Source organism: Bordetella trematum, assembly GCF_900078335.1.
In the GTDB taxonomy this organism is placed as follows: Bacteria; Pseudomonadota; Gammaproteobacteria; order Burkholderiales; family Burkholderiaceae_B; genus Bordetella; species Bordetella trematum.
Genome location: NZ_FKBR01000012.1, coordinates 288,286 through 313,665, shown reverse-complemented (window position 1 = coordinate 313,665; position 25,380 = coordinate 288,286). Strand labels below are relative to the sequence as shown.

Sequence of the window (25,380 nt, the reverse complement as noted above, 5' to 3'; positions counted from 1 at the left end):
TTCATGTGAAATTCACCATGGGGTGTCCATCATGAACAAGCCTGGCAATAGCGGCGCTGCCGCCCTGGCTGCCATCAGCCTGCCTATCGAAGGGATGACCTGCGCCAGCTGCGTGGGCCGGGTCGAGGCCGCGTTGGGCAAGGTCGAGGGGGTTGGCAGCGTGTCGGTCAACCTCGCCACCGAGCGGGCCGAGATCCGGCCGGCAGGCGCGCTGACCCAGCAGGCTTTGGTCGAGGCGGTCGAGAAGGCCGGCTACAGCGTGCCGGCGGCCACCGTGGAGCTGGCTGTGGCGGGGATGACCTGCGCCAGTTGCGTGGGCCGGGTCGAGAAGGCGCTCAAGGCCGTGCCGGGCGTGGCCGAGGCCACGGTCAACCTTGCCACCGAGCGGGCCACGATCCGCGGCGTGGCCGGCACGCAGGAACTGATCGAGGCCGTGGCGCGCGCAGGCTACGAGGCGCAGCCCGTCGATCTGGGCGGCCAACCCGAGGAGGAGGCCGCTGCCAAGAAGGATGCCGAGCGCATTGCGCTCAGGCGCGATCTGATCCTGGCGACGGTGCTGGCCCTGCCGGTATTCGTGCTGGAGATGGGCTCGCACATGATCCCTGGCATGCACGAGTGGGTGGCGCGCACCATCGGCCTGCAGCAAAGCTGGTATCTGCAGTTCGTGTTGACGCTGCTGGTGCTGGCGTTGCCAGGACGGCGTTTCTATCAAAAGGGCTTTCCGGCCTTGTTCCGGCTGGCGCCCGACATGAACTCTCTGGTGGCCGTGGGGACGGCGGCGGCCTTCGGCTATTCGGTGGTGGCGACCTTTGCACCCGGCTGGCTGCCGGCCGGCACGGTCAATGTGTACTACGAGGCCGCCGCGGTGATCGTGGCCTTGATCCTGTTGGGCCGCTACCTGGAGGCGCGCGCCAAGGGGCGTACCTCGGAGGCCATCAAGCGGCTTGTCGGCCTGCAGGCCAAGGTGGCGCACGTGCGACGCGAGGGTCGGGTGGTCGATATTCCGATTGGCGAGGTGGCGCTGGGGGACGTGGTGGAACTGCGTCCCGGCGAGCGTGTGCCGGTCGATGGCGAAGTGATCGAGGGCAGCAGTTTCGTGGACGAGTCGATGATCACGGGCGAGCCGGTGCCGGTCGAGAAGACCGCCGGCAGCGCCGTGGTGGGCGGCACGGTCAACCAGAAGGGCGCGTTGACCCTGCGCGCCACGGCCGTGGGCGGACAGACGATGCTGGCGCAGATCATCCGCCTCGTCGAGCAGGCGCAGGGCTCCAAGCTGCCCATCCAGGCGGTGGTGGACAAGGTCACGCTGTGGTTCGTGCCGGCCGTGATGCTGGCCGCCTTGTTGACCTTTCTGGCCTGGCTTGTGCTGGGACCGTCGCCTGCGCTGAGCTTCGCGCTGGTCAATGCGGTGGCGGTGCTGATCATCGCCTGCCCTTGCGCCATGGGGCTGGCCACGCCGACCTCCATCATGGTGGGTACCGGCCGAGGGGCCGAGTTGGGTGTGCTGTTCCGCAAGGGAGAGGCCCTGCAGTTGCTCAAGGATGCCCAGGTGGTCGCGGTGGACAAGACCGGCACCCTGACCGAGGGGCGTCCGACGCTGACCGACCTGGAGGTGGCCGACGGCTTCGTGCGCGCCGACGTGCTGGCCAGGGTGGCGGCGGTCGAGTCTCGCTCGGAGCATCCGATTGCGCGCGCGATTGTGGATGCGGCGTCGGCCGAGGGCTTGGCCTTGCCGACGCTGGAGGCGTTCGAATCGGTCACCGGCATGGGCGTGCGCGCCATGGCGGCTGATGTGCGGGTCGAGGTCGGAGCCGATCGCTATATGCGCGAGCTGGGGCTGGATGTGGGGGTTTTTGCCCAGACGGCCGAGCGCCTGGGCAGCGAAGGCAAATCGCCGCTGTACGCGGCGGTCGATGGACGCCTGGCGGCCATCATCGCCGTGGCCGATCCGATCAAACCCAGCACGCCGGCGGCCATCGAGGCGCTGCATCAGCTGGGTTTGAAGGTGGCCATGATCACCGGCGACAACGCCCGCACGGCCCAGGCCATCGCTCGTCAGCTGGGTATCGACGAGGTGGTGGCCGAGGTGTTGCCGCAAGGCAAGGTGGATGCGGTGCGCCGTTTGAAGGCGGCCCATGGTCGGGTGGCTTTCGTGGGCGATGGCATCAATGACGCGCCGGCGCTGGCCGAGGCCGATGTCGGCCTGGCCATCGGCACCGGCACTGATGTGGCGGTCGAGTCCGCCGATGTGGTGTTGATGTCGGGCAACCTGCAAGGGGTGCCGAATGCCATTGCCCTGTCCAAGGCCACCATCGGCAATATCCGGCAGAACCTGTTCTGGGCCTTTGCCTACAACACGGCGCTGATCCCGGTGGCTGCCGGCGTGCTGTACCCGGCCTGGGGCGTGTTGCTGTCGCCCATCTTCGCGGCGGGCGCCATGGCGATGTCGAGCGTGTTCGTGCTGGCCAATGCCCTGCGCCTGCGGCGCTTTCAACCGCCACTGGCCACGGCCGAGGCGGCCCGCTGATCTTCGGGCGGGCCCTGGACCGGGCCTGCCCGCCTTCTTCTGGATGACTCTGAAATCATGCCGAAAATCACGGTATTGCCCCATGCCGACCTGGCGCCGGAAGGCGTCGTGCTGGACGTCGCCGCTGGCGTCACCCTGTGCGAGGCGCTGCTGGCGCATGGCATCGAGATAGAACATGCCTGCGAGATGAGTCGCGCCTGCACCACCTGTCATTGCATCGTGCGCCAGGGCTTCGATTCGCTGGCGGCTGCCAGCGACGACGAGGAGGATCTGCTGGACCGGGCCTGGGGGCTGCAGCCGCAGTCGCGGCTCAGTTGCCAGGCGGTCGTGGCCGAGGAAGACCTGACGCTGGAAATCCCGCGCTACACCCTCAATCACGCCAAGGAAAACCATTGAGGCGTCGGGCCCGGGCAAAACGGCTTGACCTTCCCATGGTGGGAAGCTTCACACTGATACCACCTCTTCAAGAAAGGAGCATCTGATGCAATTCCATATCGATGGCATGACCTGCGGCGGCTGCGCGCGCAGCGTGACCAAGGCGATTCAGGCGGTGGACCCGCAGGCGACGGTCGTGGCCGATCCGCCCAGCCGCCAGGTCAAGGTCGAAAGCACGCTTGCCCCGGCGCAGATCGTGGCTGCATTGCGCGAGGCAGGGTATCCGTCCCGCGAAGCCTGAGTCGCAGGCAAGCGCCGGGCGGGGCAGCCAAAACGGGCGGGCGCCGGTGGGATGCGAGTCCCTCCGGCGCCCGCCCGTTTTGGGCCTGGCGTACGGCTTATTCGATCGGCTTGAGGCCGACCGTATAGGGGGGCGCATTGCCGCGCGCCGGCGCCTTGATCTTGAGCATGGAGCCGCCCGGGGTGTACTCGAATTCCTGCAGGGGGACCTCGAACCATTGATGAAAACTGGTGCGCTGGAATTCCGGCACCCACACCTTGGCCCGGCGTTCGTCGCAATGGAATTCGACCAGAGTCTGCTCGATGATCAAGGGGCGCGCCGGCCCGAGACGATAGCTGGCGCGGACTTCGGCGCGCTCGGCGCGTCCCGGCTGCCAGGGCAGGCCCAGCAGGGCCATGAAGTGCTCCAGCGCCTGGGCATCATAGAGGGACTTGGGCGATCGGCCGCCGCCCTTGGAGGCGGGTTTTTGTTTGTTTCTGCTCATGGCTGTCACTTTAACCGAGCCGCCGCCTGGCGCTTGTAACCGGCTCAGGCGGATAGCCCCGACACCCAGGTCTTGAAGGCGTTGTCGGCCAGGATCTGAGCGACCGGAGAGTCTGTTGCGCCCCCTACGCCTGCCCGGGCGCTGGCCCTGAGCTCACTGGGCGAGCAGCCGAAGCGGTGGCGGAAGCGACGGCTGAAGTGGGCCTCGCTGGAAAACCCGCATTGATGGGCGACCATGGCGATGGTGCTCGAGGGCTGCAGGCTGGACAGGCGGGCAAAGGCGCGCAGCAGACGGCGTTCCTGGATGTAGCCGGCGACGCCGCCATGGCTTGAGAACAGGCGATACAGGCTGGAGCGCGATACCGCGCATTGCGTTGCGATATCGGCCGGATCCAGCCCGGGGTCGGCCAGCCGGCTTTCGATGTAACGCCGCACGCGCATCAGCGCGGTGCCGCTGGCCAGGCTGCGGGTTTTCAGGGGATCGCCCTGCAGGGTGCCCACGCAAGCGGAAATGAGGTGACTAGTCGCCGTGAAGATGTCTGGCGCCTGCTCCGGCCCGATGCTGCTGATGGAGCGGGACAGCGCCTTCAGATAATCGCAAAGCAAGGTGATGCCGGCGCCTTCGACGAATTGGCCATGCCATTTGTGCGGGGCCGCAATCAGTGCGCTGGCGCTGGCGCGGGGCAGGATCACGGACAGGTTGCGTGCCGAGATGGGCATGCGCTCCAGGGGCTGGGCCAGGTCGATGGTCAGCATCCGGGGAGGCTTGCCGGCGGCGGCCGGCGGATCGAAACGCAGCATCACATGGTCAAGCATGTCCGAGCGCGCCTTGCGCGCGGAGCGCTCGAAGACAAAGGGCGTGACGTCCATGTTGCTGAAAATCATGCTGCCGAGATGGAAGCTGCGCACATCGATCCGGAGCTCGCGGTTGCCGTCGAGCGTGTCGATGTCGAACATGGCGCCCATGCGGTCCCGCCAGATATCGAATCGCGCATCCCGGGGCAGGGCGCAGGATTGGAAGTGTCGATGAGGAATGACCACGGGGCACCTTGCTGGGGGGTGTCGGCGCCGAATGTTCGGGCGATCCGACGGGTCGGAAAATGGGCGTCGGTTTGGGACGCCCAGGCAAGAAAATGGCCCTTGCCTGGGACGGGCGTGCTAACCGCTGCTTTTGCGCCACGCCTAGACTGCCGGAGTCATTTTAAAGATTGTCGGCGCCGGTGCTTTCCCGGATTATGACGTCCAGCGCAGGGCTGGATTTGCCGCCGGGGGAGCCGGCTTCGGCCAGGCGGAGGATGCCGTCTTTCCGGCCGGGCGTCGCCATTTTCCAAGACTCTGGAATACCGATGAAAATAAAACGAAAACACCGATTCCTGGCGCCCGCGGCAGCCGCCCTGGCGATGCTGCCCCTGGCGGCCCAGGCCTTGGATGTCCGGGAAGCCCGGAACAAGGAAGGGAGAACCGCGTTCGAGGTGCGGTTCTTCGGCCCGGGGGATGGTCCTTATTTCGTGCTGGATGGCGAGACGCCCGAGACATCGACGTTCACGCTGGATGCTGCGCAACAGCAGAAGATCATGGCCGGGCTGGAGCTGTGGGCCGACATCCTGGCTCTGCCGCCTGACCACGTCCCGGCGATCATCAACGTGGGCACCTTCGAAGACCTGAACGCGGGCGCCTACAGTCCGCCTTATAAAGTGGCCGGGCAAGAGGTCGAGAGCACCTTGTTGCAGGCGGCCATGAACGGCGGCGCGCGCGATGGGGCTTTTGCGCATGCCTTCATCTCCGTGGGCCGGCTGGATTTCGACATGCTGGATTATGTCCCGTCGCAATTGGCGAGAGATCCCGGGAAAGTGGATTTCTCGGCCGTGATCTTCCATGAACTGGGTCATGCCCTGGGCATTGCCAACAATGTGGAAGACAAGACCGAAGGCGTGCCCACGCCGCATTTCGGCGCCACCCTCAACCAATGGTCTGCCCATCTGCGCGATGACAACGGTAATCCGGCCCGTCCGGGTCAGGCCGTGCTGTGCCAGGGCTGCCAGAATGCCGATAGCGGTGACGCCTTCGACGTGCGCCAGGACAAGGGTTACTTCACCGGGGCCCACGTGCAGGAGGTGTTGGCCGGGGCCATGCCGGGCTTGCCGGTGCGGATGCTGTCCGATGGCGAGCTGGACGATGACTACATGAGTCACATCGAGTTGCGCAACAGCCTGATGAGCCATCAGGCCTATCGCAACTACGTCAACTTCATGGAGGCCGAGCTGGCGGCGCTGCAGGACATGGGCCTGCAGATAGATCGTCGCAATTTCTACGGCTATTCGGTCTATGGCGATGATCAGGTGCTGGATAACCGCAACCCCTACGCGGGACGCAACGCGGACGGCACCGCCTATATCGCAGGCACCTACAACACCGCTACGCTGGGCCTGGGATTGCATGTCTATGGCGAGCGCAACCGTATCAACCAGCAGGCCGATCTTCTGACCGTCGGCGGGGGCGCGGCCGGCGTGAGGGTCGATGGCAGCGGCAACGCCCTGACGATTGCGTCGGGCACGCGCGTGCATGCCAACGGCTGGAATGGGCGCGGGGTGATGTTCAGCTATGGCAAGGACCATACCCTGAACGTGCGCGGCGATGTCCAGGCGCTGGGACAGGACGGGATCGCCCTGGCTTTTGACTTCGGCAATAACAGCATGGGCTCGGCCGACGAGTATCGCGGCTCCTATATCCGGCAATCGGAGGATGAGGGGGCATTGCCGCTGTTGCCGGAATTGGAAGGCGCGCTGCTGCGGCGGGTGGATATCAGCGGTTCGGTCGCCGGCCGCCAGGCGGCTCTCTACATGGCGGACAACGCGCTGGTCGGCGAGATCAATCTGCTGCGCGGCGCCAGAGTCTATGGCGACATCGTGTCGCACTATGACCAGCGCGACGAGCACGGCCGTCTGCGCCTGACCACACTCAGCCTGGGGCGGCTGGCCGACGCCCAGGGGCAGGCCATCGCGGGCGCCGATGGGCAGTTCGCCTTGCGGCATGACGGCGATATCCGTGGGCTGAACAACCTCGATCTCAAGCTGGCCGGCGGCTACAGCTCGCTCAATGGCGAACATGAGGTGCATGGGGTGGAGGTGGCTTCCGGCGCCACGCTGGCCGGCAACAGTCGCTACACCCTGAACGCCGAGGGGGTGTTTCGCAATGACGGCACGCTCAGCCCCGGCAATTCCTTTGGCACCATTGCGATCGACGGTGATTATGTCCAGGGTGCCCAGGGCAGCCTGCATATGCAGGCCGATGCAAGCGGTGGGCATGATCGCCTGACGATCAGCGGCCTGGCTTCGTGGGACGGCAGCTTGCAGCTGGCCTTGCAGCCGGACTGGTACGCCGATGGCTGGACGCTGCATTCCGGCACCCTGATCCAGGCCGGGCAGCAGCAGGGTGATTTTCGGGAAGTGGGCGCGACGCTGGTGTCGCCGACCCTGGCCGTCAGCACGCAGCCGGGCCCGGGGCAGGCGCACAGCTGGTCGGTGACGCGCAAGGCCGATGCCTATGCGCAATATGCCGGCTCGGCCAATGCGCGCGCCCTGGGGCAGGCGCTGGGACGGGCATCGGCTGCGCAACAGCAAGCCGTTCAGACGCTGTACCAGTCGTTGGATTTCTCCCGCGTCGACGGCAGCGATGTCGCCCTGGCGCTGGATCAGCTTGGTCCGGGGGCATACGGCGCCTTGATGGCCGGTGTCATCCAGCGTGACCATCGCGTGGGGGCATTGCTGGCCGCGCAAGGGTTGTACGCCGGCACGCCGGGCCTGCGCGCGCCGGGTTGGCGTACCTTCGTCCAACCCTTCGGCTATCACGGCACCCAGGATGGGCAGCGCGGACTGGCCAGCCATCGCAGCCGCGAGACAGGGGTGCTGGCGGGCCTGGAGCACAGCGCGGCCGGCAGCGCCTGGACCTATGGCCTGAACCTGGCCGTTTCGGATCTGGACGTCACCAGCCGCTCCCCGCATAGCGGCAAAGGCAGCAGCACGGCGCTGCAGCTGGGCCTGCACACCCGCTATCAGGCGCTTGAGGATCCGCGCTGGTTCTTCTCGGCGCATGCCCGCGTGGGCCGCGACGAGGGCAAGATGAAGCGCTCGGTGGCGTTTGCCGACTATCAGGGCGAACAGGACAGCCACTGGCGCGGCAGCAGCGTCAATGCCGGCCTGATGGGCGCCTATCTGCTGCCCGTCGCCCCGAGTGTCTCACTCGGCCCCGTGGCCGGGCTGGACTATGTCTATGCCCACCGGCCGGGCGTCAAGGAATCGGGTGCGCCAGCCAGCAATCTTGCGCTGTCCTCGCTGAGCGCGGACAGCCTGCAAAGCCGTCTGGGCGTCATGGCCCAGGGGCGCTGGGCGTTGCGTGCCGAACAGCAACTGCAGGCTTACCTGTCGGTCACCTGGGACCACGAATGGCTGGACCGCTATGCGACGCAAGGCGTGCGTTTGCGCGCCTCTCCGCAGATTGCCTTCGATCAGCGCCAGGCCATCGGCGAGCGCGACGCCATGAGCCTCAAGGCAGGCATGAGTTTTCATCCGCAGGACAACGTGGCGGTGCGCGCCAGTGTGAGCACCCGCCTCTTCAGCGCCGGCCAGCGCGATGTCGGGGCGGATCTGTCGGTGAACTGGCGCTTCTGAACCGGCCGGGCGCGCGGCTCAGGCCGACGTGGCATCCAGGGCCTGGATGCGCTCCCGGGCATGGGCGATGAACGCCGCCACCGCGTCCTGCCGGTTGGCGAGTTCCTCGGGAGCCAGCCCCAGATATTCCGCGCGGGCCTGAGCCAGTACTGCGCGGTAGGGCGCGTCGATGCGCGCGAGCAGCCAGTCGGCGGCGCTCGCCTTCGAGGCGATCCCGCCTTGGGTCGCGGTATACCAGATGCGGGCCAGGGCGAGGATGATGTTTCTTTCGTCGCCGGCCCAGTCTGCCGCGTCCCGCCATTGGGCCACGGTCTGTTGCAGCGCAGTGCTCAGATCGGCAGGCGGCACCGGGGCAAGCAGAGCGGCCGCGTCCCGGCCCAGGATCGTCAGGCTGCGGCTTCTGGCCTGGGTGAGCAGGATGGCCAGATCCGGGTCGGACATGGGCGCCTCGACAATGCCGGCCTGCAGCGCTTCGCGCAGCCACTCTCCGAATTGCGCCTCCCGGCGGGCCGGATGACGCCAGGGCACGATGTGTTCCTGGGCCAGCACCGTGACCTCCAGGGCCCGCAGCATGGCCGACGCGCCCGGGGGCGCGGAGACCGACAGCAGCGCCGTCATCAGCGCCTGGCGCACGGCGGCGCTGGGGACGCTATCGGTGATGGCCAGCAGATCGATGTCACTGTAGGGATGCAGGCCGCCGTCGACGGCCGAGCCGTACAGGTAAAGGGCCACGAGGGACTCGCCCAGGTGGTGCTGCAGGACGGCCCGGGCCTGGGCGACCTGGGGGGCGATGGCGCAAGGAATGGTGGGAGTCATGAGGCATAGGGTAGCCCGGACGGGGCCGACTGCGGCATCGGGCCGCCCGCCAGGGTGTCCAGCACGAAGTCGGCCCGCTGGGCGACGCTGCAACGCTCCAGTACGCAGACCTGATATCCCTGGGCGGGATAGCTGTGCAACAGGCGTTCGTACTCGGCGATGGCGGCTTCGATATCGTGGCGGCGCTCGGCGTCCTGCACATAGATATCCGGCCAGGGCGGTGTGAGGAAGACCTGGGGATGGTAGCGATGCGAGCGCCCCAGGCGTTGCAGCACCTCCTCGCCGGTCAGTGCCTGCAGGGCGGCGGCCGCGTCGATCAGGCTGCGGTCGAAGAAAATCCATGAGCCTTCGTGGCGTCGCGCCTGGGCGTGATCGGCCTGCGCCACCTCGATGACGCGTTCCAGAAAAGCGCGCATGTCCCGCCAGGGAAGCGCCTGTCCGCCGCTTGCCATCTGTTCCTGGACAACGCGTCGTCCGGGTTCTTCGATGACGCGATGGCCACGGCGCTGGAGTTCGGCCAGCAAGGTGGATTTCCCGCCGCCGGAACAACCGGAAATGATGACAAAGGCGGGCGTGTGCATGGGCGATCCGGTCAAAGTAGAGAGCATGTTTCGGGTTGGGGGATGGAATGCAAGGCCGGGGCGTGCGCCCCGGGGCAAAGGAGAAACGTGTCTGTCCTGGCTTATTAAATGAGAGTTATTATCGATTGCATGGCGTTGCGGCAAGCTTGCCGCCCGCCGTGAAATGCAAACCCCAAGGATGCTCATGACTCCTCCTGCTCCGAGCGCCGGTCAGGCCGGCATGCCCCGGCCTGTGGTCGCAAGCCTGAATCTCAAGCCCTTGATGTTCGAGACTTTCGTCTGCACCCTGGCGATGATGTCGTTCGTTGCCCTGATCGGCCCGATCGCGCGCGTACTGGGTCTGGAGGCCTGGCAGGCTGGAGTGGCCGTAACCGTGGGCGGCGTTGCCTGGATGCTGCTGGCACGCCGCTGGGGCGCAGCCAGCGATCGTCGCGGGCGTCGCCGCGTCATCCTGCAGGGGCTGGGCGGGTTCGTGCTGTCGTATGCGGCACTGTGCGTATTCATTGCCGTGGCGCTGCGCCAGGGGCCGCCAGTCTGGCTGGCATTTGCAGGAATGGTGGTATTGCGCGGGGTCGCGGGCGGCTTCTATGCCGCCGTGCCCGCTACCGGAGCAGCCTTGATCGCGGATCATGTGCCGCCGCATCAGCGGGCCGGCGCCTTGGCCATGCTGGGCGCCGCCAGCGGGCTGGGCATGGTGGCCGGGCCGGGCCTGGTCGGCCTGCTGGCGGCGTACAGCCTGGAGTTGCCCTTGTTCATCACGGCAGCGCTACCGCTGGCAGCGCTGCTGGTGCTTTGGCGCGGGTTGCCGCGCGTGGCGCTGCAGCGGGGCGCGCGGCCTGCCATGTTGAAGATCGGCGATCCTCGGCTGCGGCCTGCATTGCGGGTGGCTTTTGTCGCCATGTTCAGCGTAATGGTAGCGCAAGTCGTGGTGGGTTTCTTCGCGCTGGACCGCCTGCACCTGGATGCGCCTGCGGCTGCGCGGGCTGCCGGCATTGCCCTGACCGTGGTTGGCGCCGCCCTGATCCTGGCGCAATTGCTGGTGCGTCGTCTGGGCTGGGCGCCAGTGCGCCTGATCCGTGCCGGTTGCGCCCTGTCGGCGCTGGGCTTTGGCTCCCTGCTGTTCGCCACCGGAGAGTGGGCGTTGTGGTTCGGGTATTTCGTGGCCGCTGCCGGCATGGGCTGGGTATTTCCGGCCGTCACGGCCTTGGCGGCGAATGCGGTCCAGGCCGATGAGCAGGGCGCCACGGCCGGCACGGTGGCCGCCGCTCAGGGGCTGGGCATGATCCTCGGGCCGCTGGCCGGCACCCTGGTGTATGCCCTGGACCCTGGAGCTCCCTATGCGCTGGTGGCCGTCATGCTGGCGCTGGCCGGGGCGTGGCCGGCCCCGGTGTCGCCGGCCACGCCTTGCTAGGCGCTGCGGGCGTTCTTGCGCTGGTTTGACGGCAGGCGGCTGATGCATACTGCGCAAGGCCGCCCGCATCGGGCGGACAGAATATCGTTCAGATATCCCCAAGGAAGAGACAAGCATGAACACTCCTTCGAACATTCGCGCCGGCCGGCGCGCGCAGATCGGCAAACTGCTGTTCGCTGCGCTCGGCCTGGCCTGTGCGGTCGGTTTCCTGTCGGCAGCGCAGGCCCAGGACTATCCCTCCAGGCCGATCAAGCTGATCGTGCCCTTCGCGGCCGGCGGCGGCAATGACGGTATTGCGCGCCTGCTTGGCCAATTGCTGTCCGAGAACCTGAAGCAGCCGGTGGTGGTCGAGAACCGGCCCGGCGCGGGCGGCAAGCTTGGCGTGGAGCAGGGTCTGCGCGCCGAACCGGATGGCTACACGCTGACCCTGGTCTCCAACAGCTACTCGGTCAACCCCAGCCTGTACGCGCTACCCTTCGATCCGGTGGGCGACATGACCCCCATCGCCATGGTCGCCAGCGCGCCATTCTTTGTGTCGGTGAATCCGAAAGTGCCGGTCAAGGACCTGAAGGAACTGATCGCGCTGGCCAGGCAGAAACCCGGTGAACTCACCTATGCCTCCTCGGGCACGGGGGGATCTCCCATCTGGCCATGGAGGCCCTGCTGAAGGAAGCCGGCGTCTCGATGACCCACGTGCCCTACAAAGGGTCGGCGCCGGCCCTGACCGACACCGTGTCCGGGCAGGTCGATGCGATGCTGACGACGGCGGGCTCCACGCTGCCCTACCGGGAAGACAAGCGTCTGAACGTGCTGGCCGTCACGTTGCCGCAACGCGTGGCATCCGCCTCGGATATTCCCACCGTGCGCGAGGCGGGCGTGCCCTACGACGTCACCGTGTGGTACGGCATCATCGCACCCAAAGGCGTGGAGCCGGCCATCCAGGCCAAGCTCAACAAGGCGATCAACGCCGCCGTGATGCAGCCCGACATGAGCAAGCGCTTGCAGGCCACGGGTGAGCAGGCTGCACCGGGCACTCCCGATGACTTTCGGCAACAGATCATCAAAGAGATCGATCTCTGGCGCGACGTGGTGCGCGATGCGGGGGTGACGGTGAACTGAGGTGTTTTTGAGGCGGGCGCCGGAGGGCAGCCCTTTGACTGCAAGGCGCCGCAATCCGGCGCCTTGTTCATTGCAGCGGTTCAGCCCTGCTCGGCAGGGGTCAGCTTGGCGTAGTGCTGCGGCAGGGTGAAGATTTTGTCGAAGACCAGCGTGAACACGAAGGTGTAGAACAGGAAGAACACCATCAGTGTCAGTTCCATGCCCAGGGCAACGAGGGGGCCGACGCCGTACCACAGCATGTAGACGGGCAGGCAGAAGAGCAGCAGCCCGCCTTCGAAGCCGACGGCGTGGATGCAGCGCACGCGCAGGGTGCGCTGCATGACGTGGTTGCGGCGCTCCCAGGCTTCAAAGCCGAGGTTGTAGAGATAGTTCCAGAGGACGGCGGTGGCCGATACGATGACGGCGACCGGCAGGGAATTCTGGGCGCTGCCGTCGCTCAGGGCCATGAGGATGAGCGTGGACAGCAGGATGGCGAAGAGTTCGAACAGCGAGACGTAGACGATGCGTCGTTTGAGGGGGCTTAGCGTGATCAACGTGACTTCCATTGAGCCTGCATGTGTGCGGCCGGGTTAACTCCGGTCCGCCCCGGGTGACAGGATCGTTGGCGAAGGGTGTTCGCCTGCAGAGCCGCGGTTTCCGCCTGCGCGCCTTTTTATAGCTGAAGCCGGCCGTGCCTGTCAAAACGGCCCGTTTTGAACTGCCCCCGTGAGTTGGATGTTTATCCAACCTTCGGGGGCGGTTCATTTTCACGCATCGTCGTTGATCGGCCCGGCGCTGGCGGCATGCCGGGCCGATCCCTTCATGCCGCCAGGGGAAGTTTGCGCAACTCGACCGGCACGGACTTGTAGCAGGGGATGCCGCTTTCGGGGTCCTGGTAGTCCAGCGGGCAGAGGTTGTTGGCTTCCGGGAAGTAGGCCGCCACCGAGCCTGCCGCGATGTCGTGGCGGATGGCCGTCAGAGTCAGGCGCCGGTGCGTCTGGTCCTTGAGGGCCGTGTTGATCTCCACTTTGTCGCCATGCTCCAGGCCCAGGCGCTGCATGTCGTCGGCGTTCATGAACAGTACATCGCGGCGGCCGAAGACGCCGCGATAGCGGTCATCCATGCCGTAGATGGTGGTGTTGTACTGATCGTGGCTGCGTACCGTGGTGAGCTTGAGGGCCTGAGGAAACTCGGGGTCCTCGTCCAGGCCAGGGAAGATCAGGAATTCTGCCTTGCCCGATGCGGTCTTCCAGATGCGTTCGGTGGCGGGCAGGCTGAGGCGAAAGCCTCCCGGCACGCGGATGCGGGCGTTGTAGTCGTGGAAATCGGGGTAGATTTTCTCGATCAGGTCGCGGATGCGATCGTAGTCTTCGATCAGGTGCAGCCAGGGAACGCGGCTGGCCGGCAGGGTGGCGTGGGCGATGCCGGCGATGATGGCCGGCTCGGAGCGCAGGTGCTCGGAGGCGGGCTCGAGCTTGCCGCGCGAGGCGTGCACCATGGACATGGAGTCTTCCACGGTGATGGACTGCGGGCCCGTGGCCTGCATGTCGCGCTCGGTACGGCCCAGCACCGGCAGCACGATAGCGTCCTTGCCGATCAGCAGATGCGATCGGTTGAGTTTGGTGTTCAGGTGCACCGCCAGGGTCAGCCCGCGCATACCTGCCTCGCAGCGTTCGGCATCCGGCATGGCGATGGCAAAGTTGCCGCCCAGACAGACCAGCACCTTGGTCTCGCCGGCGCTGATGGCGCGCATGGTGTTGACGGCATTGTGGCCGGGTTTGGCGGGCGGGCGGAAGCCGAAGGTCTTCTCGATATTGTCGAACATCACGGGGTCGATCAGTTCGGTGATGCCGACCGAGCGGTTGCCCTGCACGTTCGAGTGTCCGCGCAGCGGGCAGATCCCGGCGCCAGGTTTGCCGATGTTGCCACGCATGAGCAGCAGCGCCGCGCATTGCTGCACGTTGTGCGCACCGGTGCTGTGCTGGGTGATGCCCATGCCGTAGGTCACGATGGTGGCCTTGGATTTGGCGTAGGCGGCGGCCACGGTTTCCATGTCGGCGCGCGTCAGGCCGCTATGCCGTTCGAGATCTTCCCAGGGGGTGGCGCGCAGATCGTCGCAGAAGGCCTCGAAACCACCCGTATGTTCGGCGATGAAATCATGGTCGAGGGTGCCGGGGATCCGGGCGTCGCGCTCCAGCAGCGCTTTCATGATGCCCTTGAGGGCGGACGCATCGCCGCCCACCTTGACCTGGTAGTAATTGGAGGCGATCCGCTCCGACGTCAGCGAGAGCATCTCGGTGGGGCTTTGCGGATTGGCGAAGCGTTCCAGTGAGCGTTCGCGCAACGGGTTCAACACGATGATAGGGACGCCGCGCTCGGCGCAGTCGTGCAGTGTGCCCATCATGCGCGGGTGGTTGGTGCCCGGATTGTGGCCGATGCTGATGATCAGTTCGCATTGGTCGAAGTCGTCAAGCGAAACCGAGCCCTTGCCCATGCCGATGGCCTTGGGCAGCCCCACGCTGGTGGGCTCGTGGCACATGTTGGAACAGTCGGGGAAGTTGTTGGTGCCGTATTCACGCGCAAAGATATTGAACAGGAAGGCGGCTTCGTTGGAGGCGCGGCCCGAAGTATAGAAGTCGACCGCGTTGGGATCGGCCTGGGCCTGCAGCGCCTGGGCGATGCGCGCGTAGGCGTCATCCCAACCAATGGGCTGGTACTTGTCGGTGGCCGCGTCGTAGGCCATGGGGTGGGTCAGCCGGCCGGCATCTTCCAGGGCATGGTCGCTCCAGCCCAGCAGTTCGGTCACGGTGTGGCGGGCGAAGAACTCCGGGCCCACACGGCGCTCGGTCGCCTCCCAGGTCACGGCCTTGGCGCCGTTCTCACAGAACTGGAAGGTCGAGGTGTGTTTCTTGTCGGGCCAGGCACAGCCCGGGCAGTCGAAGCCGTCAGGCTTGTTGGTGCGCAACAGCAGCTCGGGCGCTTCGGCAACGTGCATCTGTTCGGCGATGGCGATGGCCGTGGCCTTCAGGGCCCCCCAGCCGCCCGCAGGCATGTGATAGGGGCGCACCCCGGTGAGATTGCGTTCTTCCATCTGTTCTTTCTCCTTGTCACGATCTGATCTTGCGGACCACGGGGGGCAATAGAGACATTGAGTTTCACTAACCTCAACGCTCAGATATAACGCATGCGCAGGGTTGTGCCAAATGAGGGCATGGCCTCAGTTATGCTGGCGTGATGGATATTCATTTGCGTGGCGCGTCGCCGGCGGCGTTGCCTCTGGTGTTGTTGTGCCTGGCCTGCGGTTATATCGATGCGCTGGGCTATGCCCACCATGGCGTGTTCGCGGCCAATATGACCGGCAATACGGTGCTGGCCGGCATGGCCCTGGCGCAACAGGAGTGGGGCACGGCGCTCGACCGGCTTTCTACCTTGCTGACGTTCTTCCTGGGGGCGCTGGTGGGCGGATGTTTTCCGCCGGACAGGAGGTGGTTGTATCAGGTTCCCCTGTTTCTGGAGTGCGCGCTGCTGGTGGTGGCGGCCTGTCTGGATCCGGCCGGCAGCGCGTGGCTGGCGGTGACCACGGCGGCCATGGGGGTGCAGGCCAGCGTCATCGTCGGGGTGGGGGGCTCCACGGTCAGCACGGTCGTGGTGACCAGTACGCTGTCCAAACTTGCCCAGCTGTGCGCGCAGGCCTTGGTGCTGGTGCCTTTTTTTGGCGCGGCGCCGGGCAAGCGCGGGCCGGGCGCGGCCTTGTTGCTGGCCTGGGGTGCGTATTTTGTCGGCGCGGCCGCGGCCGGGGCGCTGCTGGCGTTTTCCTGGGCCATGTGGGTCGGCACGGCGTTGGTGATTCTGCTGGCGCCGGTGCAGCGCTGGTATCGCCACTGAGAGCGGCTTCGGTTTTGCCGGCGGCCTGTCGCAATTGGAAACGCTATTGCCGGCAATGTCGGCGCTTCTGTCCCGACAGGCCGGAATAGCCTGCTATAAATTGCCTTGTTGTCGTAAGCGCTATTGTCAGGGAGATTCATGTCCGCCAAAACTCTGCTGCGTTGCACCGCAGTGTTGTTTGCCACTGTCGTCATGGCGGGGTGTTCCACGAAGGCCGCTGATGTGGTGAGCAGTTGGTTCAGTTCCCCACCCAAGAATGATTGCGTCAGCAATCGCAAGGCTTGCCTGTATGAGGGGGCCTATGAGCCCGGCGAGCGGCAGTACGCCGAAGATGAGGCGCGTCGCCTGAACCAGGCCGAACTGGCCCGTTTGCGCCGGGCGAGCATCCGCTGACGGTCTGTGCGCCGCTGCGGGCGGCGCCACCGCGCTTAGGTATGATTCACCTAGCGCATATTCAAGGTGGCCGCCGGTGAGTCAAAAAAAATCAGAACCGAATACACCCCGACGGGAAGGCCTCGGCCGGAGCTGGGTCGTGCTGTTGGTGCTCGCCGTTGTCCTGGGCGGCATGCTGGTGGCCTGGGTGGCTGGCAGCCGCGATGGGCTGCTGCAGGAGATCAAGCTGCTGGAAGTGATGACCGCCAGCGGCACCGTGGGCGCAGTGGTGGTGGCCTTGTGGCTGTCGTCCGTGCAGGACCGCAAGGACAGGCTCAAGCAGGCCGCCGTGGCCGAGTTGTTCCGGCGCATGCTGGTGGGCAATATCCTGGCGGCCTGGAGCGATCTGCAGACTTTGCGCATGGCCTGTGCGCGTTCGGACCTGGACGGCCTGAAGACCTATCTGCGCGGTCCGCGCGCGGGTTTCTCCTTTGACGCGCTCGACGGCCATGTGGAGAAGGCGACGGCGCTGGACCATCCGGATCTGGTGGTGGTGGCCGAAATCTATAGTCACCTGCAGGTGATCACGCACGAGGGCCGCGTCTGGCGCGGCCTGCTGGCCGGGCAGGAGGATCTCGATTCGCTGACCCGCATCGTGGGGGCCATCGAGAAACTGTTCTCGTTGTTCGAGGCGACGCCCTGGATCAGCGCATCGTTGCCGCGCCGCGAAACGGGGCGCTGATATACCAAGGTATAGCCGGAGTGACCCGGTGGCGGGGGCCGACATCCCAATGCTTGCTGGCCGCCGTGGCGCGACCATGTGAGAATTTCGAACTGTCAGCGATGCCTGTCTGCGGCATCGCCTGATCCCGCCCCAGCCTGTCCGAGGACAAGGCGCCAGGGCGAGGAGGGGGGCCTTGCGCCAGCGCGAGGTCAGCGACCGTTCTCACCGGCCTTGCGGGCCGGTCATCAGGAGCAAGCGATGGATCCCGAGCCGCCGAGGCGCCGCAGCGCGCCTGATCCCGTTTCCGCATCCTTTCCGAAAGCCATCTGTCGGGCCCGGACCCTGAAGCAGCCGACGCGTTGATTGCGCCGGGCCGCCCGGGGCCGTGTGCGCCCCGAGGACGAGCCATGCTGTCTTTTCTGTTTGCCTGTTGCCGCCGCCCTGGCCTGAGCACGCTGTGCGCAGGCACCGCCCTGCTTGTCGCCTGCGCCGCGCATGGCCGCCCGGCGCGCCCCGCTACGCATCAGCGCGGGCCGGGCCACTAGTTTTTTCCTTTCTGTTTTGTGTCTGCCGCTGCGGTGGCGGCTGCGCCTGCGTGCGCACCGCGTTCGCGGGTCGGCGTTATTTGATGAGGTCGCGATATGTCGCATCCCCAACGCGCTGCGCCGTCCGGCGTGTGCGCCGCCGTGCAGGCGGGTGTCTGGAGCCGCCCGACGAGGCGCCCCTCGGGTGCCGCGCCCAGGGGGCCGTGGCGCTGGTCGCGCTATGAGCGCCTGTCGTTTTCCATGCTGGGCTACACCTGGGGAATCCTGGTGCTGGCGGTGACTGCCCTGCATTTCTTCAATTACGACCTGGAAACCAAGACGTCTTCCACGTCCGGTTCGCACGCTGGTTTCTATGAAAGCGCGCGTGCGATCAAGGCCGATTCTTCTTCAGAGTCCGAGCAGGATGAACCATGAACACGATAGACAAACGAGATGCGGGCCGCCCCTGGTTGCGCGTTGACGCGACCCAGACGCAGCGGCTCGATGAGATTCAGCGTTCGCTGGGTATCGATATTGTCCGGGCAGTGCAGGGCAACGTCAGCCAGGACGGCGAATTCAGCTATTTCCCGATCACTTTCCTGAGCGTGGAGCAGGGCCAGAAGAAAATCAGCCGGGTGGTTTTTGCGGTCGGGCGCCAGGCGGTGGTGTCGCTGGAGCCTGCGCCCGCGCCGGCTCCGCTGCAGACCGCCGAACTGCGCATCGCTCAGGACGGTCGCGACAACGATGCCTTCGAGTGCTTTGCCGTGATTCTGCAGGCCATCAACGATGCGACCGACGAGTTGCTTGATTCGCTCAACCATGATCTGGGCAAGGTCCTGGTGCAGACCAACTCGGTGCTCAACAGCCTGGAGTCGCGCGATCGCGATTTCGGCGTGAGTGATGTGGTGGCGGCCCAGCTGGATCTGGGCGAGGTGGAAAAACTGCTGTCCGACTGTATCGAGAGCCAGTTGCAGCTGGCTCTGGCCGCGCGTCACGCCCTGGCGCGCCTGCCTGCCGCCCAGGCGCAGCTCAAACCCCTGTTCCATACGCTGATCGACGACATCGAGGCGGTCGAGGAGCACGTCAGCTTCGTGCATGACCGCGTGCGGCTGCTGCAGACCACCAACAACATGGCGCTCAACGTCAAGCAGAACCAGATCGTCAAGGTGTTTTCGGTGATCACGGCGGTGTTCCTGCCGGCGATGCTGATTTCCACCTACTACAGCATGAACGTGGCCAATATGCCGATCCTGGAATGGCAGTACGGCGAGCCCATGATCATTGTCCTGACGGCCGTTCTGGCTTTGCTGCCCTTGCTGTACGTGAAGCGGCGCGGCTGGCTGCGCTAGGCCCATTCATCCGGCTCAGGCGCCTGGACCGAACGCCTGAGCAAGTTATACCGATACGAGGAATTCCGATGTCGAACAAGCTGAACTCATCGAGCGCCGTCTCGCCCCTGGCCGTGGGCGGCCTGCATGGTCTGGTATGGAATGCCGATCTCACGCTGCAGCAGGATGAGAACGCGGCGGCGTTGCAGCGCCGCCAGGCCATTGACCGCGCCCGCGCCGAGCGGCCGCGCACCGCTCAGATCGAACGCGAGATCATGATGGCCGTGATCGTGCTGTATGCCCTGATCCTGGGGAGTTTCGCGGCCTTGCACCTGTACGGCGTCTATCTGATGCCGGAGCAGGGCGAGGAGGTCGTGGTGGTCGAAGAAGGCGCCGCCGGCGGCGCGCAGGGGGACTAGGCCGTGACGCAAGTTCAGAATGCCTTGCCCCTGGCGCAGGGCCAGGGCGATACGCGGCTGCAGCAGGCAGGCTGGTTGCGCCTGTCGGCCAGCCAGACCGATGCGCTGGCGGCAGTGCAGCGCCGTCATGGCATCGACCTGTCGCTGATGCGCGGGCGCGCCGCCATCGAAGAGGCGGGCTTCGTACTGGTGCCGGTCGAGATGGTCATACGCCAGCATCAGAAGTACCAGGAAACCTGCGTGCTGTTCATGCTGGGCGAGGATCAGTTGATCAGCGTGGAGCAGGATGTGCGCCTGGAGGCCCTGGACGTGGCCGGCGAGCAGTTGCTGCAGGCGCAGCGCGCCGGGCGCAGGCTGGATCCGGCCACGATATTGTTCACCCTCATCGAGGTGCTCAATGATTCGGCGCGCGCGGCGGTCAGCGAGCTGTCCGAGCAGCTCGACACGCGCAGCGAAACCGTGGCGGTGGCCAGCGGGGGCTTCGAGATGTCCAAGCGCCAGGCCGGCGTGGCCGACATCGCCGGCACCGCGATCGCCCTGGGCGAGGCCGAGGAACTGGTCGCGCGCATGGTGGAAGGGCAGTTGATGCTGGCGCGCGCCGGACGCTGGCTGCGGCGCTTTGCGCGCAGCGCTACGCTGTCGCAGAGTCTGAACATGCTGCTGTCGGACATCCATAGCCTGCGCCGTTATGCCCGCTTCCAGCACGACAAGATCCGCAATCTGCAGCAGTCGCTGATGACCACGCTGGATCTCAAGCAGAACCAGGTCATCAAGGTGTTCACGGTGGTGACGGCCGTGTTTACGCCGCCCACGCTGCTGGCGGCTTTCTACGGGCAGAACTTTGCCTACATGCCCGAGCTGGAGCTGGTGTGGGGCGAGTGGCTGGTCATGGGGCTGACGGGATTCTTCTCGCTCATGCCGCTGTTCTACATCAAGCGCAAGGGGTGGATGCGATGAACGCCATCAAGGAACTGCCCGCCTGGCAGCGCCTGCACGCCGGCGATCTCCAGGCGCTGGAAGACCTGGGGCGTCTGCACGACGTCGACCTGGTGCCGCGCGCGGCCGCGGGCGGCGCGGCGACCCTGCGCATCCGCTGCACCCGGCTCAAGGCAGGCAAGCTGGTGGTGTCGGACCTGCTGTGGCGCGAGGCCGACGAGGGCGGCTCGCTGTTCACGGTCGAGACGGGCCACCCCCTGCTGCGTCCGGGCGAGGCCCTGGAGCGGCTGCAGGCGCAGGGCATGGCGGCGGACTGCCCGCAATCCATCGCCCTGGTGCTGCTGCATCAGCTGCTGTCTCAGACGGTGCGGGTGCTGGAGCGCATCAACCAGGACCTGTCGTCGCCCCTGCAGGCGATCCGCGCCTTCCAGCTCAACGTGGGCACCAACAACACGCGCGGGGTGGAGGATCTGTCCAGCGTCGACAGGCATCTGAACAGCCTGAACGCCCCGCTGTCATATGTGCTGCAGTCGCTCGACGATATCGAGCAGGCCACGCAGCGCCTGCGCCGTTCGGCGCTGGCCCGGGTGCAGGAGCTGATGACCGAGATCGAAGGCGTCCAGCGCCGTGCGCGCTTCATGCTGGAACGGCAGCGCTTTCACTGGCGGGCGGCCGGCGAGACCGTGGCCATGAGCGATCTGAACGTGACCAAGGTGTTCAGCGTGCTGTGGGCGGCTTTCATTCCCGGCACGGCCCTGATCAACTGGTACGGCCAGAACTTCCGCGTCATGCCCGAGCTGTCCTGGGATGGTTCGCTCTGGGTGCAGCTGGTGGCGGTGCTGGTGCTGACTGCCGTGCCAGTCTGGATGGTCAAGCAATCCGGCGCCCTGCGTTAAGGCCGGCCGCGTTTTCAGGAGCCCACATGGAAGAAGACAGCGAGATAGCGCCTGCTGGCCCCGCCATCGGGTCAGCAGGCGACCCCGCCAGGTATCGATTCTCCGATCCTTTCCTTATCCCGGCGCGACGACGCCGCCTTCCCCGATCCTGACTGCAGGCATGGGAGGCCTTCTCGCGCCCATCGCAGAGAGACCCATGCAAGCGATTTTCTCCCCCTCGCGGTTTTCCGCCCCGGTATCCCGGCAAGCCACTTTGCGGGTGCTGCGGCGCGCGCAATGCGCCTTGCGCCAGTTTTCCAGCCGCACTGCGGCCGACAGCCTCGCCGTGCTGGGCAGCACGCCGCAAGGACTGGCGTTCGACGAGGTGCTGCGCCGCCTGATGCGTCATGGTCCCAACCGCCTGTGCGTGCCGCCGGCCAGCGCGGCCGATCTGCGCGGGCTGGCGCTGCGGCTGGGCGATGCCATGTGCACGGTGCGACGCCGGTTCGCGCTCTATGACCTGCCGGACGGCTTGCGGCGGGTGCCCGCGCACCAGCTGGTGCGCGGCGACGTGATCTGTCTGTCTGCCGGTGAACGGGTGCCGGCCGATGTCCGTCTGCTGTCCAGCGATGGCCTGGTGCTGGAGCGCGCCATTCTGCAACCCTGGCCGGATGCCAGCGCCATGGGCGATCGGGTGGCGGCCGGCTCGGCCGTGGCGCTGGTGGTCGCCACCGGCCAAGCCACGGTACTGGGCATGCTGCTGCGCGGCCGGGCGCGAGGCCCGTCCTGGCGAACCCGCTTGTATGAGGCCCTGGCGGCGGGCGTCGGGCGGTTGCGTACGTTGTCGGCCGGCGGCGTGGCGGCCATTCTGACCGCCGGGGCGATTCCGGCCGACAGCCTGGGCGAAACCTCGCTGTCTCTGTACGGCACGCTGGATAGCGGGCTGGCCTGGACCCATGTGTCCGGCCAGGGCACGCGCAACGGCTTGCTCAGCGGCGGGCAGACCGATTCGCTGTGGGGGCTGCGCGGGCAGGAGGACCTGGGCGGCGGCGCTTACGCGAGCTTTGCGCTGGAGGGCGGCCTGGACTTGGTGAGCGGGCAGGCCGAGGACAGCGGACGGCTGTTCAACTACCAGTCCTGGCTGGGGCTGGGCAATGCGACGCTGGGCGAGTTGAGGCTGGGGCGTCAGTACACCGTGGGTCAGGCCTTCGTATCGGAGATCGAGGTCGGATCGTGGAAGGACTTCGGCATGGGCGCCTTGCTGCGGGCGGCCGACAATTATCAGGTCTCCGACATGATCAGCTGGCGCAGCCCGCTGTGGGCAGGTCTGCAACTGGGCGGCAGCTACAGCCCCAATGCGGGCGAGAGCGCGGCCGGTCAGGGGCGCACCGGCCTCTACAGCCTGGCGGCGCGCTATGAAAGCGGCCCCTGGCTGCTGGCGGCCAGCTTCGAGAGGATGGGACGGGTCGGTCTGGCTGGCCAGAGTGAGGGGCGTCATCCGCAGGCCTGGCAGCTGGGCCTGAGCTATGACCTGGAGGTGCTGCGCCTGGCCCTGGGGTGGAGCCGCCAGCGCAATGGCTTTGTCGGGCGCGATGGTGACGAGGGGCCCGCCAGCCTGCAGGCGCGTGGTCTGGAAGGCCTGGGGCCGGCCGAGTTCATCGATGGCGGCAAGCTGGACGCCTGGTACGTGGGGGCCGGGATGCCATTGGGCGCGGGCGAATTGCAGGTGCAGTGGTCGCTGGGGCGGCCGGACTGGCGCTGGCAGGACAGCGGCGCACGGGCGCGGCGCATCCAGGTGATGTCCCTGGGCTATGTGCACCCGTTGTCGGCCCGCACCAGTCTGTATGCCTTTGCCGCCCACGGCCGGCATTACGCGATGGAGACGGCAGTCGGCGCCGATGAGCCGCGCGTCAGCCGCGTGGCGCTGGGCCTGACGCATCATTTCTGAGGCCACGCTTTCCAAGGAGCCTGCCATGTGGTTGCACAAGTCTTCTGTCCATGACACCTTGCCCCGCGAACTTTACGAGGCGGCCGGCCGGCAACGCGCGCCGGAGTTGCGCCGCCTGTACCTGAAGCAGGGGCCGCGCGTCTTTGCCCGCGCCCTGGGAGATCTCCCGGGGCCGGCGATCGGGGCTGCGCTGTCTGCGCTGGCGCTGCGCGAGCAACGCGCCGTGCGGCGCTGGTTGCCGCAAGCCGCGCGCCAGCGCCTGCATCAGTCGCACCCGGCCGACCTGGGCGGCGGCGGTTTTTCCCTGCTGACGCTGCTGTGGCGTTAGCCGCAAGGAGGGCCTGCCTGCCCATGGTAGTCTTGGCAGGCAGGCTCTGCGGCGCGGTGCGCCCCGAGTTCTGTGCCCCGGATAGGTATGAAACTGGAAAACCCGCCCACGCCTTCGCGCTCCTTGCGGGCGATGCGCCTGACGATCATGGTCGCCGCGATGGCGGCCATCTTCATCTGCGACACCACCACCAGCTATGAGGTGGCGGTGTCGGTGTTTTATATCGTGGTGATCCTGATGGTGGCGCGGGTGCTGAGCCGGCGCGGCCTGGTGATCCTGACCGGCGTGTGCATCGGCATCACGCTGCTGAGCTTCGCCATGACTCCGCACGGGGAGTTCCATGTGGGCCTGGTGAACATGGGCATCAGCATCGTTTCCATTGTCATCACCTGCGGGCTGGTGCTGAAGATGGAAGCTGCCCGGGCTGCCGCCCACGAGGCCCAGGCCCGGCTGCTGCGGGTTGCGCGCGCCAAGAGTCTGGAGAGCCTGACCACCTCGATCGCCCATGAGGTCAACCAGCCGCTGGCGGCCATCGTCACCAGCGGCAGCGCCTGCCAGCGCTGGATGGCGCAGCAGCCGCCCAACATGGAGAAGGCGCGTCAGGCGCTGCAACGCATCCAGGACGATGCCGAGCGCGCCAGCCACATCATCGCGCGGGTGCGCAGTCTCACCAAGGGCGAGCCGTTGCAGCGCACCGTGTTCGATTTCAATGAGGCCGTCCGGGAGATCGTGACGCTCTCGCTGGAGGATATGACGCGCGCCGGTATCGCCCTGAGCGCGGAGCTTGCCGCCGGCCTGCCTGCGGCGCTGGCCGACCGCGTGCAGATCCAGCAGGTGATCGGCAACCTGGTGCTCAACGCGATCGAGGCCAATCTCGACGTGGCGCCGGCGCGTCGCAGCCTGCATGTCGCCTCGCGCTGGCGCGACGGCATGCTGGAGCTGGAGGTGGCGGACACCGGGGTGGGCTGGCCGCAAGGGCTCAGTCCGCAGCTGTTCGAGGCCTTCTGGACCACCAAGGAAGAGGGGATCGGCGTGGGCCTGAGCATCAGCCGCAGCATTGTCGAGGCCAACGGCGGCCAGATCTGGGCGCAAGCCAATTCGCCCGGCGGCGCGGTGTTCCGCTTCAGCCTGCCGGCCAACGTCAAGGAGCCGGCATGACGGCATCTCAGTGCGGGGCCACGGAAGCCGTGGTCTATGTCATCGACGACGACACCTCCATGCGCGCAGCGCTGGAGGATCTGCTGGCCTCGGTCGGCCTGGCGGTGCATACCTTCGCGTCGGTGCGCGAGTTCCTGGAGCACGAACGCGCTGACGCGCCAGGCTGTCTGTTGCTCGATGTGCGCATGCCCGAGCAAAGCGGCATGGATTTCCATCAGCGCATGGCGCAGCTGGGGCTGCGCCTGCCGGTGGTTTTCATCACCGGCCATGGTGACATCGCCATGGGCGTGAAGGCCATCAAGCGCGGGGCAATCGAGTTTCTCACCAAGCCGTTTCGCGACCAGGAACTGCTGGACGCCATTCAGCAGGGCATCGAGCAGGATCGCCAGCGTCGCAGCCAGGAGGCCGCCGCCGCCGCGCTGCAATCGCGCTGGCAATCGCTCAGCGAGGGCGAGCGCGACGTGGCGCGGCTGGTGGCGCAGGGCCTGTTGAACAAACAGGTCGCCGCACAGCTGGACCTCAGCGAGGTCACCGTCAAGGTGCGGCGCGGCAACGTCATGCGCAAAATGCAGGCCCAGTCCCTGGCCGACCTGGTGCGGCTGTGCGAGAAGCTGGGCGTCTAGC

General features: G+C 66.5%; 23 protein-coding genes and 1 pseudogene. 18 read left to right on the top strand and 6 right to left on the bottom strand.

Annotation, left to right across the window (positions count from 1 at the left end; genetic code table 11):
* The first annotated feature begins 31 nt into the window (after positions 1–31).
* The 3 genes from A7V84_RS07425 (at position 32) to A7V84_RS07415 (ending at position 3,203) form a co-directional block, all read left to right on the top strand.
* The gene (locus A7V84_RS07425; protein WP_063491995.1) at positions 32–2,527 is read left to right on the top strand and encodes a heavy metal translocating P-type ATPase; all 2,496 of its coding nucleotides are present in this window, start codon (positions 32–34) and stop codon (positions 2,525–2,527) included.
* 57 nt (positions 2,528–2,584) lie between these two features.
* Positions 2,585–2,923 (top strand): ISC system 2Fe-2S type ferredoxin, encoded by a 339-nt coding sequence (fdx, locus tag A7V84_RS07420; protein WP_063491996.1) that lies wholly within the window; start codon positions 2,585–2,587, stop codon positions 2,921–2,923.
* A gap of 85 nt (positions 2,924–3,008) precedes the next feature.
* Positions 3,009–3,203, top strand: coding sequence for a heavy-metal-associated domain-containing protein (locus tag A7V84_RS07415; RefSeq protein WP_063491997.1), 195 nt, complete (start codon positions 3,009–3,011; stop codon positions 3,201–3,203).
* A 97-nt stretch (positions 3,204–3,300) separates the two neighbouring features.
* Here A7V84_RS07415 and A7V84_RS07410 read toward each other — a convergent pair whose 3' ends face one another.
* A complete protein-coding gene (locus A7V84_RS07410; RefSeq protein ID WP_025518235.1) occupies positions 3,301–3,687 on the bottom strand; it encodes a hypothetical protein in 387 nt (128 codons plus the stop codon).
* 44 nt (positions 3,688–3,731) lie between these two features.
* Complete coding sequence (locus tag A7V84_RS07405; RefSeq protein ID WP_127070791.1) at positions 3,732–4,727, bottom strand: AraC family transcriptional regulator; 996 nt, start codon at positions 4,725–4,727, stop codon at positions 3,732–3,734.
* A 305-nt stretch (positions 4,728–5,032) separates the two neighbouring features.
* Between A7V84_RS07405 and A7V84_RS07400 the strand changes: the two genes are divergently transcribed.
* Entirely contained in the window at positions 5,033–8,353 is a 3,321-nt protein-coding gene (locus A7V84_RS07400; protein WP_157988186.1) for an autotransporter outer membrane beta-barrel domain-containing protein, read from the top strand.
* 18 nt (positions 8,354–8,371) lie between these two features.
* Here A7V84_RS07400 and A7V84_RS07395 read toward each other — a convergent pair whose 3' ends face one another.
* Positions 8,372–9,169, bottom strand: a complete 798-nt coding sequence (locus A7V84_RS07395) for an aminoglycoside adenylyltransferase family protein (protein WP_063492000.1) — start codon at positions 9,167–9,169, stop codon at positions 8,372–8,374.
* Positions 9,166–9,750 (bottom strand): AAA family ATPase, encoded by a 585-nt coding sequence (locus tag A7V84_RS07390; RefSeq protein ID WP_051348345.1) that lies wholly within the window; start codon positions 9,748–9,750, stop codon positions 9,166–9,168. Before A7V84_RS07390 ends, A7V84_RS07395 begins: the two co-directional genes overlap by 4 nt.
* A gap of 184 nt (positions 9,751–9,934) precedes the next feature.
* Here A7V84_RS07390 and A7V84_RS07385 point away from each other — a divergent pair, with 184 nt between their 5' ends.
* Both A7V84_RS07385 and A7V84_RS21795 read left to right on the top strand, forming a co-directional pair.
* Positions 9,935–11,161: an MFS transporter gene (locus A7V84_RS07385; RefSeq protein ID WP_082832983.1), complete on the top strand. Its 1,227-nt coding sequence runs from the start codon at positions 9,935–9,937 to the stop codon at positions 11,159–11,161.
* Between the two features lie 115 nt (positions 11,162–11,276).
* A pseudogene (locus tag A7V84_RS21795) lies at positions 11,277–12,280 on the top strand (Bug family tripartite tricarboxylate transporter substrate binding protein).
* A gap of 80 nt (positions 12,281–12,360) precedes the next feature.
* On the opposite strand, the gene A7V84_RS07375 reads toward A7V84_RS21795, so the two are convergent.
* Complete coding sequence (locus A7V84_RS07375) at positions 12,361–12,825, bottom strand: PACE efflux transporter (protein WP_051348338.1); 465 nt, start codon at positions 12,823–12,825, stop codon at positions 12,361–12,363.
* A gap of 254 nt (positions 12,826–13,079) precedes the next feature.
* Positions 13,080–15,350, bottom strand: coding sequence for an FdhF/YdeP family oxidoreductase (locus tag A7V84_RS07370; protein ID WP_025518206.1), 2,271 nt, complete (start codon positions 15,348–15,350; stop codon positions 13,080–13,082).
* Positions 15,351–15,493: 143 nt separating this feature from the next.
* Between A7V84_RS07370 and A7V84_RS07365 the strand changes: the two genes are divergently transcribed.
* The 12 genes from A7V84_RS07365 to A7V84_RS07310 all read left to right on the top strand — a co-directional run bounded on the left by A7V84_RS07365 (position 15,494) and on the right by A7V84_RS07310 (position 25,379).
* Positions 15,494–16,144 carry a DUF1275 family protein gene (locus A7V84_RS07365; RefSeq protein ID WP_025518205.1) on the top strand — a complete coding sequence of 217 codons (651 nt, stop codon included), beginning with the start codon at positions 15,494–15,496 and terminating at the stop codon, positions 16,142–16,144.
* Between the two features lie 138 nt (positions 16,145–16,282).
* The gene (locus tag A7V84_RS07360; RefSeq protein ID WP_025518204.1) at positions 16,283–16,537 is read left to right on the top strand and encodes a hypothetical protein; all 255 of its coding nucleotides are present in this window, start codon (positions 16,283–16,285) and stop codon (positions 16,535–16,537) included.
* A 139-nt stretch (positions 16,538–16,676) separates the two neighbouring features.
* Positions 16,677–17,258: a hypothetical protein gene (locus A7V84_RS07355; RefSeq protein ID WP_231886762.1), complete on the top strand. Its 582-nt coding sequence runs from the start codon at positions 16,677–16,679 to the stop codon at positions 17,256–17,258.
* Positions 17,259–17,881: 623 nt separating this feature from the next.
* On the top strand, positions 17,882–18,199 hold the full coding sequence (locus A7V84_RS07350) for a hypothetical protein (protein ID WP_025518200.1): 318 nt from the start codon (positions 17,882–17,884) through the stop codon (positions 18,197–18,199).
* Entirely contained in the window at positions 18,196–19,113 is a 918-nt protein-coding gene (locus A7V84_RS07345; protein ID WP_025518198.1) for a magnesium transporter CorA family protein, read from the top strand. The genes A7V84_RS07350 and A7V84_RS07345 overlap by 4 nt, the downstream gene beginning before the upstream one ends.
* A gap of 68 nt (positions 19,114–19,181) precedes the next feature.
* Positions 19,182–19,511: a hypothetical protein gene (locus A7V84_RS07340; protein WP_025518197.1), complete on the top strand. Its 330-nt coding sequence runs from the start codon at positions 19,182–19,184 to the stop codon at positions 19,509–19,511.
* Between the two features lie 3 nt (positions 19,512–19,514).
* The gene (locus tag A7V84_RS07335) at positions 19,515–20,468 is read left to right on the top strand and encodes a magnesium transporter CorA family protein (RefSeq protein ID WP_165720417.1); all 954 of its coding nucleotides are present in this window, start codon (positions 19,515–19,517) and stop codon (positions 20,466–20,468) included.
* On the top strand, positions 20,465–21,343 hold the full coding sequence (locus A7V84_RS07330; RefSeq protein ID WP_063492003.1) for a CorA family divalent cation transporter: 879 nt from the start codon (positions 20,465–20,467) through the stop codon (positions 21,341–21,343). Before A7V84_RS07335 ends, A7V84_RS07330 begins: the two co-directional genes overlap by 4 nt.
* Before the next feature lie 196 nt (positions 21,344–21,539).
* Entirely contained in the window at positions 21,540–23,270 is a 1,731-nt protein-coding gene (locus tag A7V84_RS07325) for a porin (protein ID WP_157988187.1), read from the top strand.
* A 25-nt stretch (positions 23,271–23,295) separates the two neighbouring features.
* On the top strand, positions 23,296–23,598 hold the full coding sequence (locus A7V84_RS07320) for a hypothetical protein (RefSeq protein ID WP_033534161.1): 303 nt from the start codon (positions 23,296–23,298) through the stop codon (positions 23,596–23,598).
* A gap of 87 nt (positions 23,599–23,685) precedes the next feature.
* Positions 23,686–24,756, top strand: coding sequence for a sensor histidine kinase (locus A7V84_RS07315; RefSeq protein WP_025518186.1), 1,071 nt, complete (start codon positions 23,686–23,688; stop codon positions 24,754–24,756).
* The gene (locus A7V84_RS07310; protein WP_063492004.1) at positions 24,753–25,379 is read left to right on the top strand and encodes a response regulator transcription factor; all 627 of its coding nucleotides are present in this window, start codon (positions 24,753–24,755) and stop codon (positions 25,377–25,379) included. The genes A7V84_RS07315 and A7V84_RS07310 overlap by 4 nt, the downstream gene beginning before the upstream one ends.
* Position 25,380: the final 1 nt, after the last annotated feature.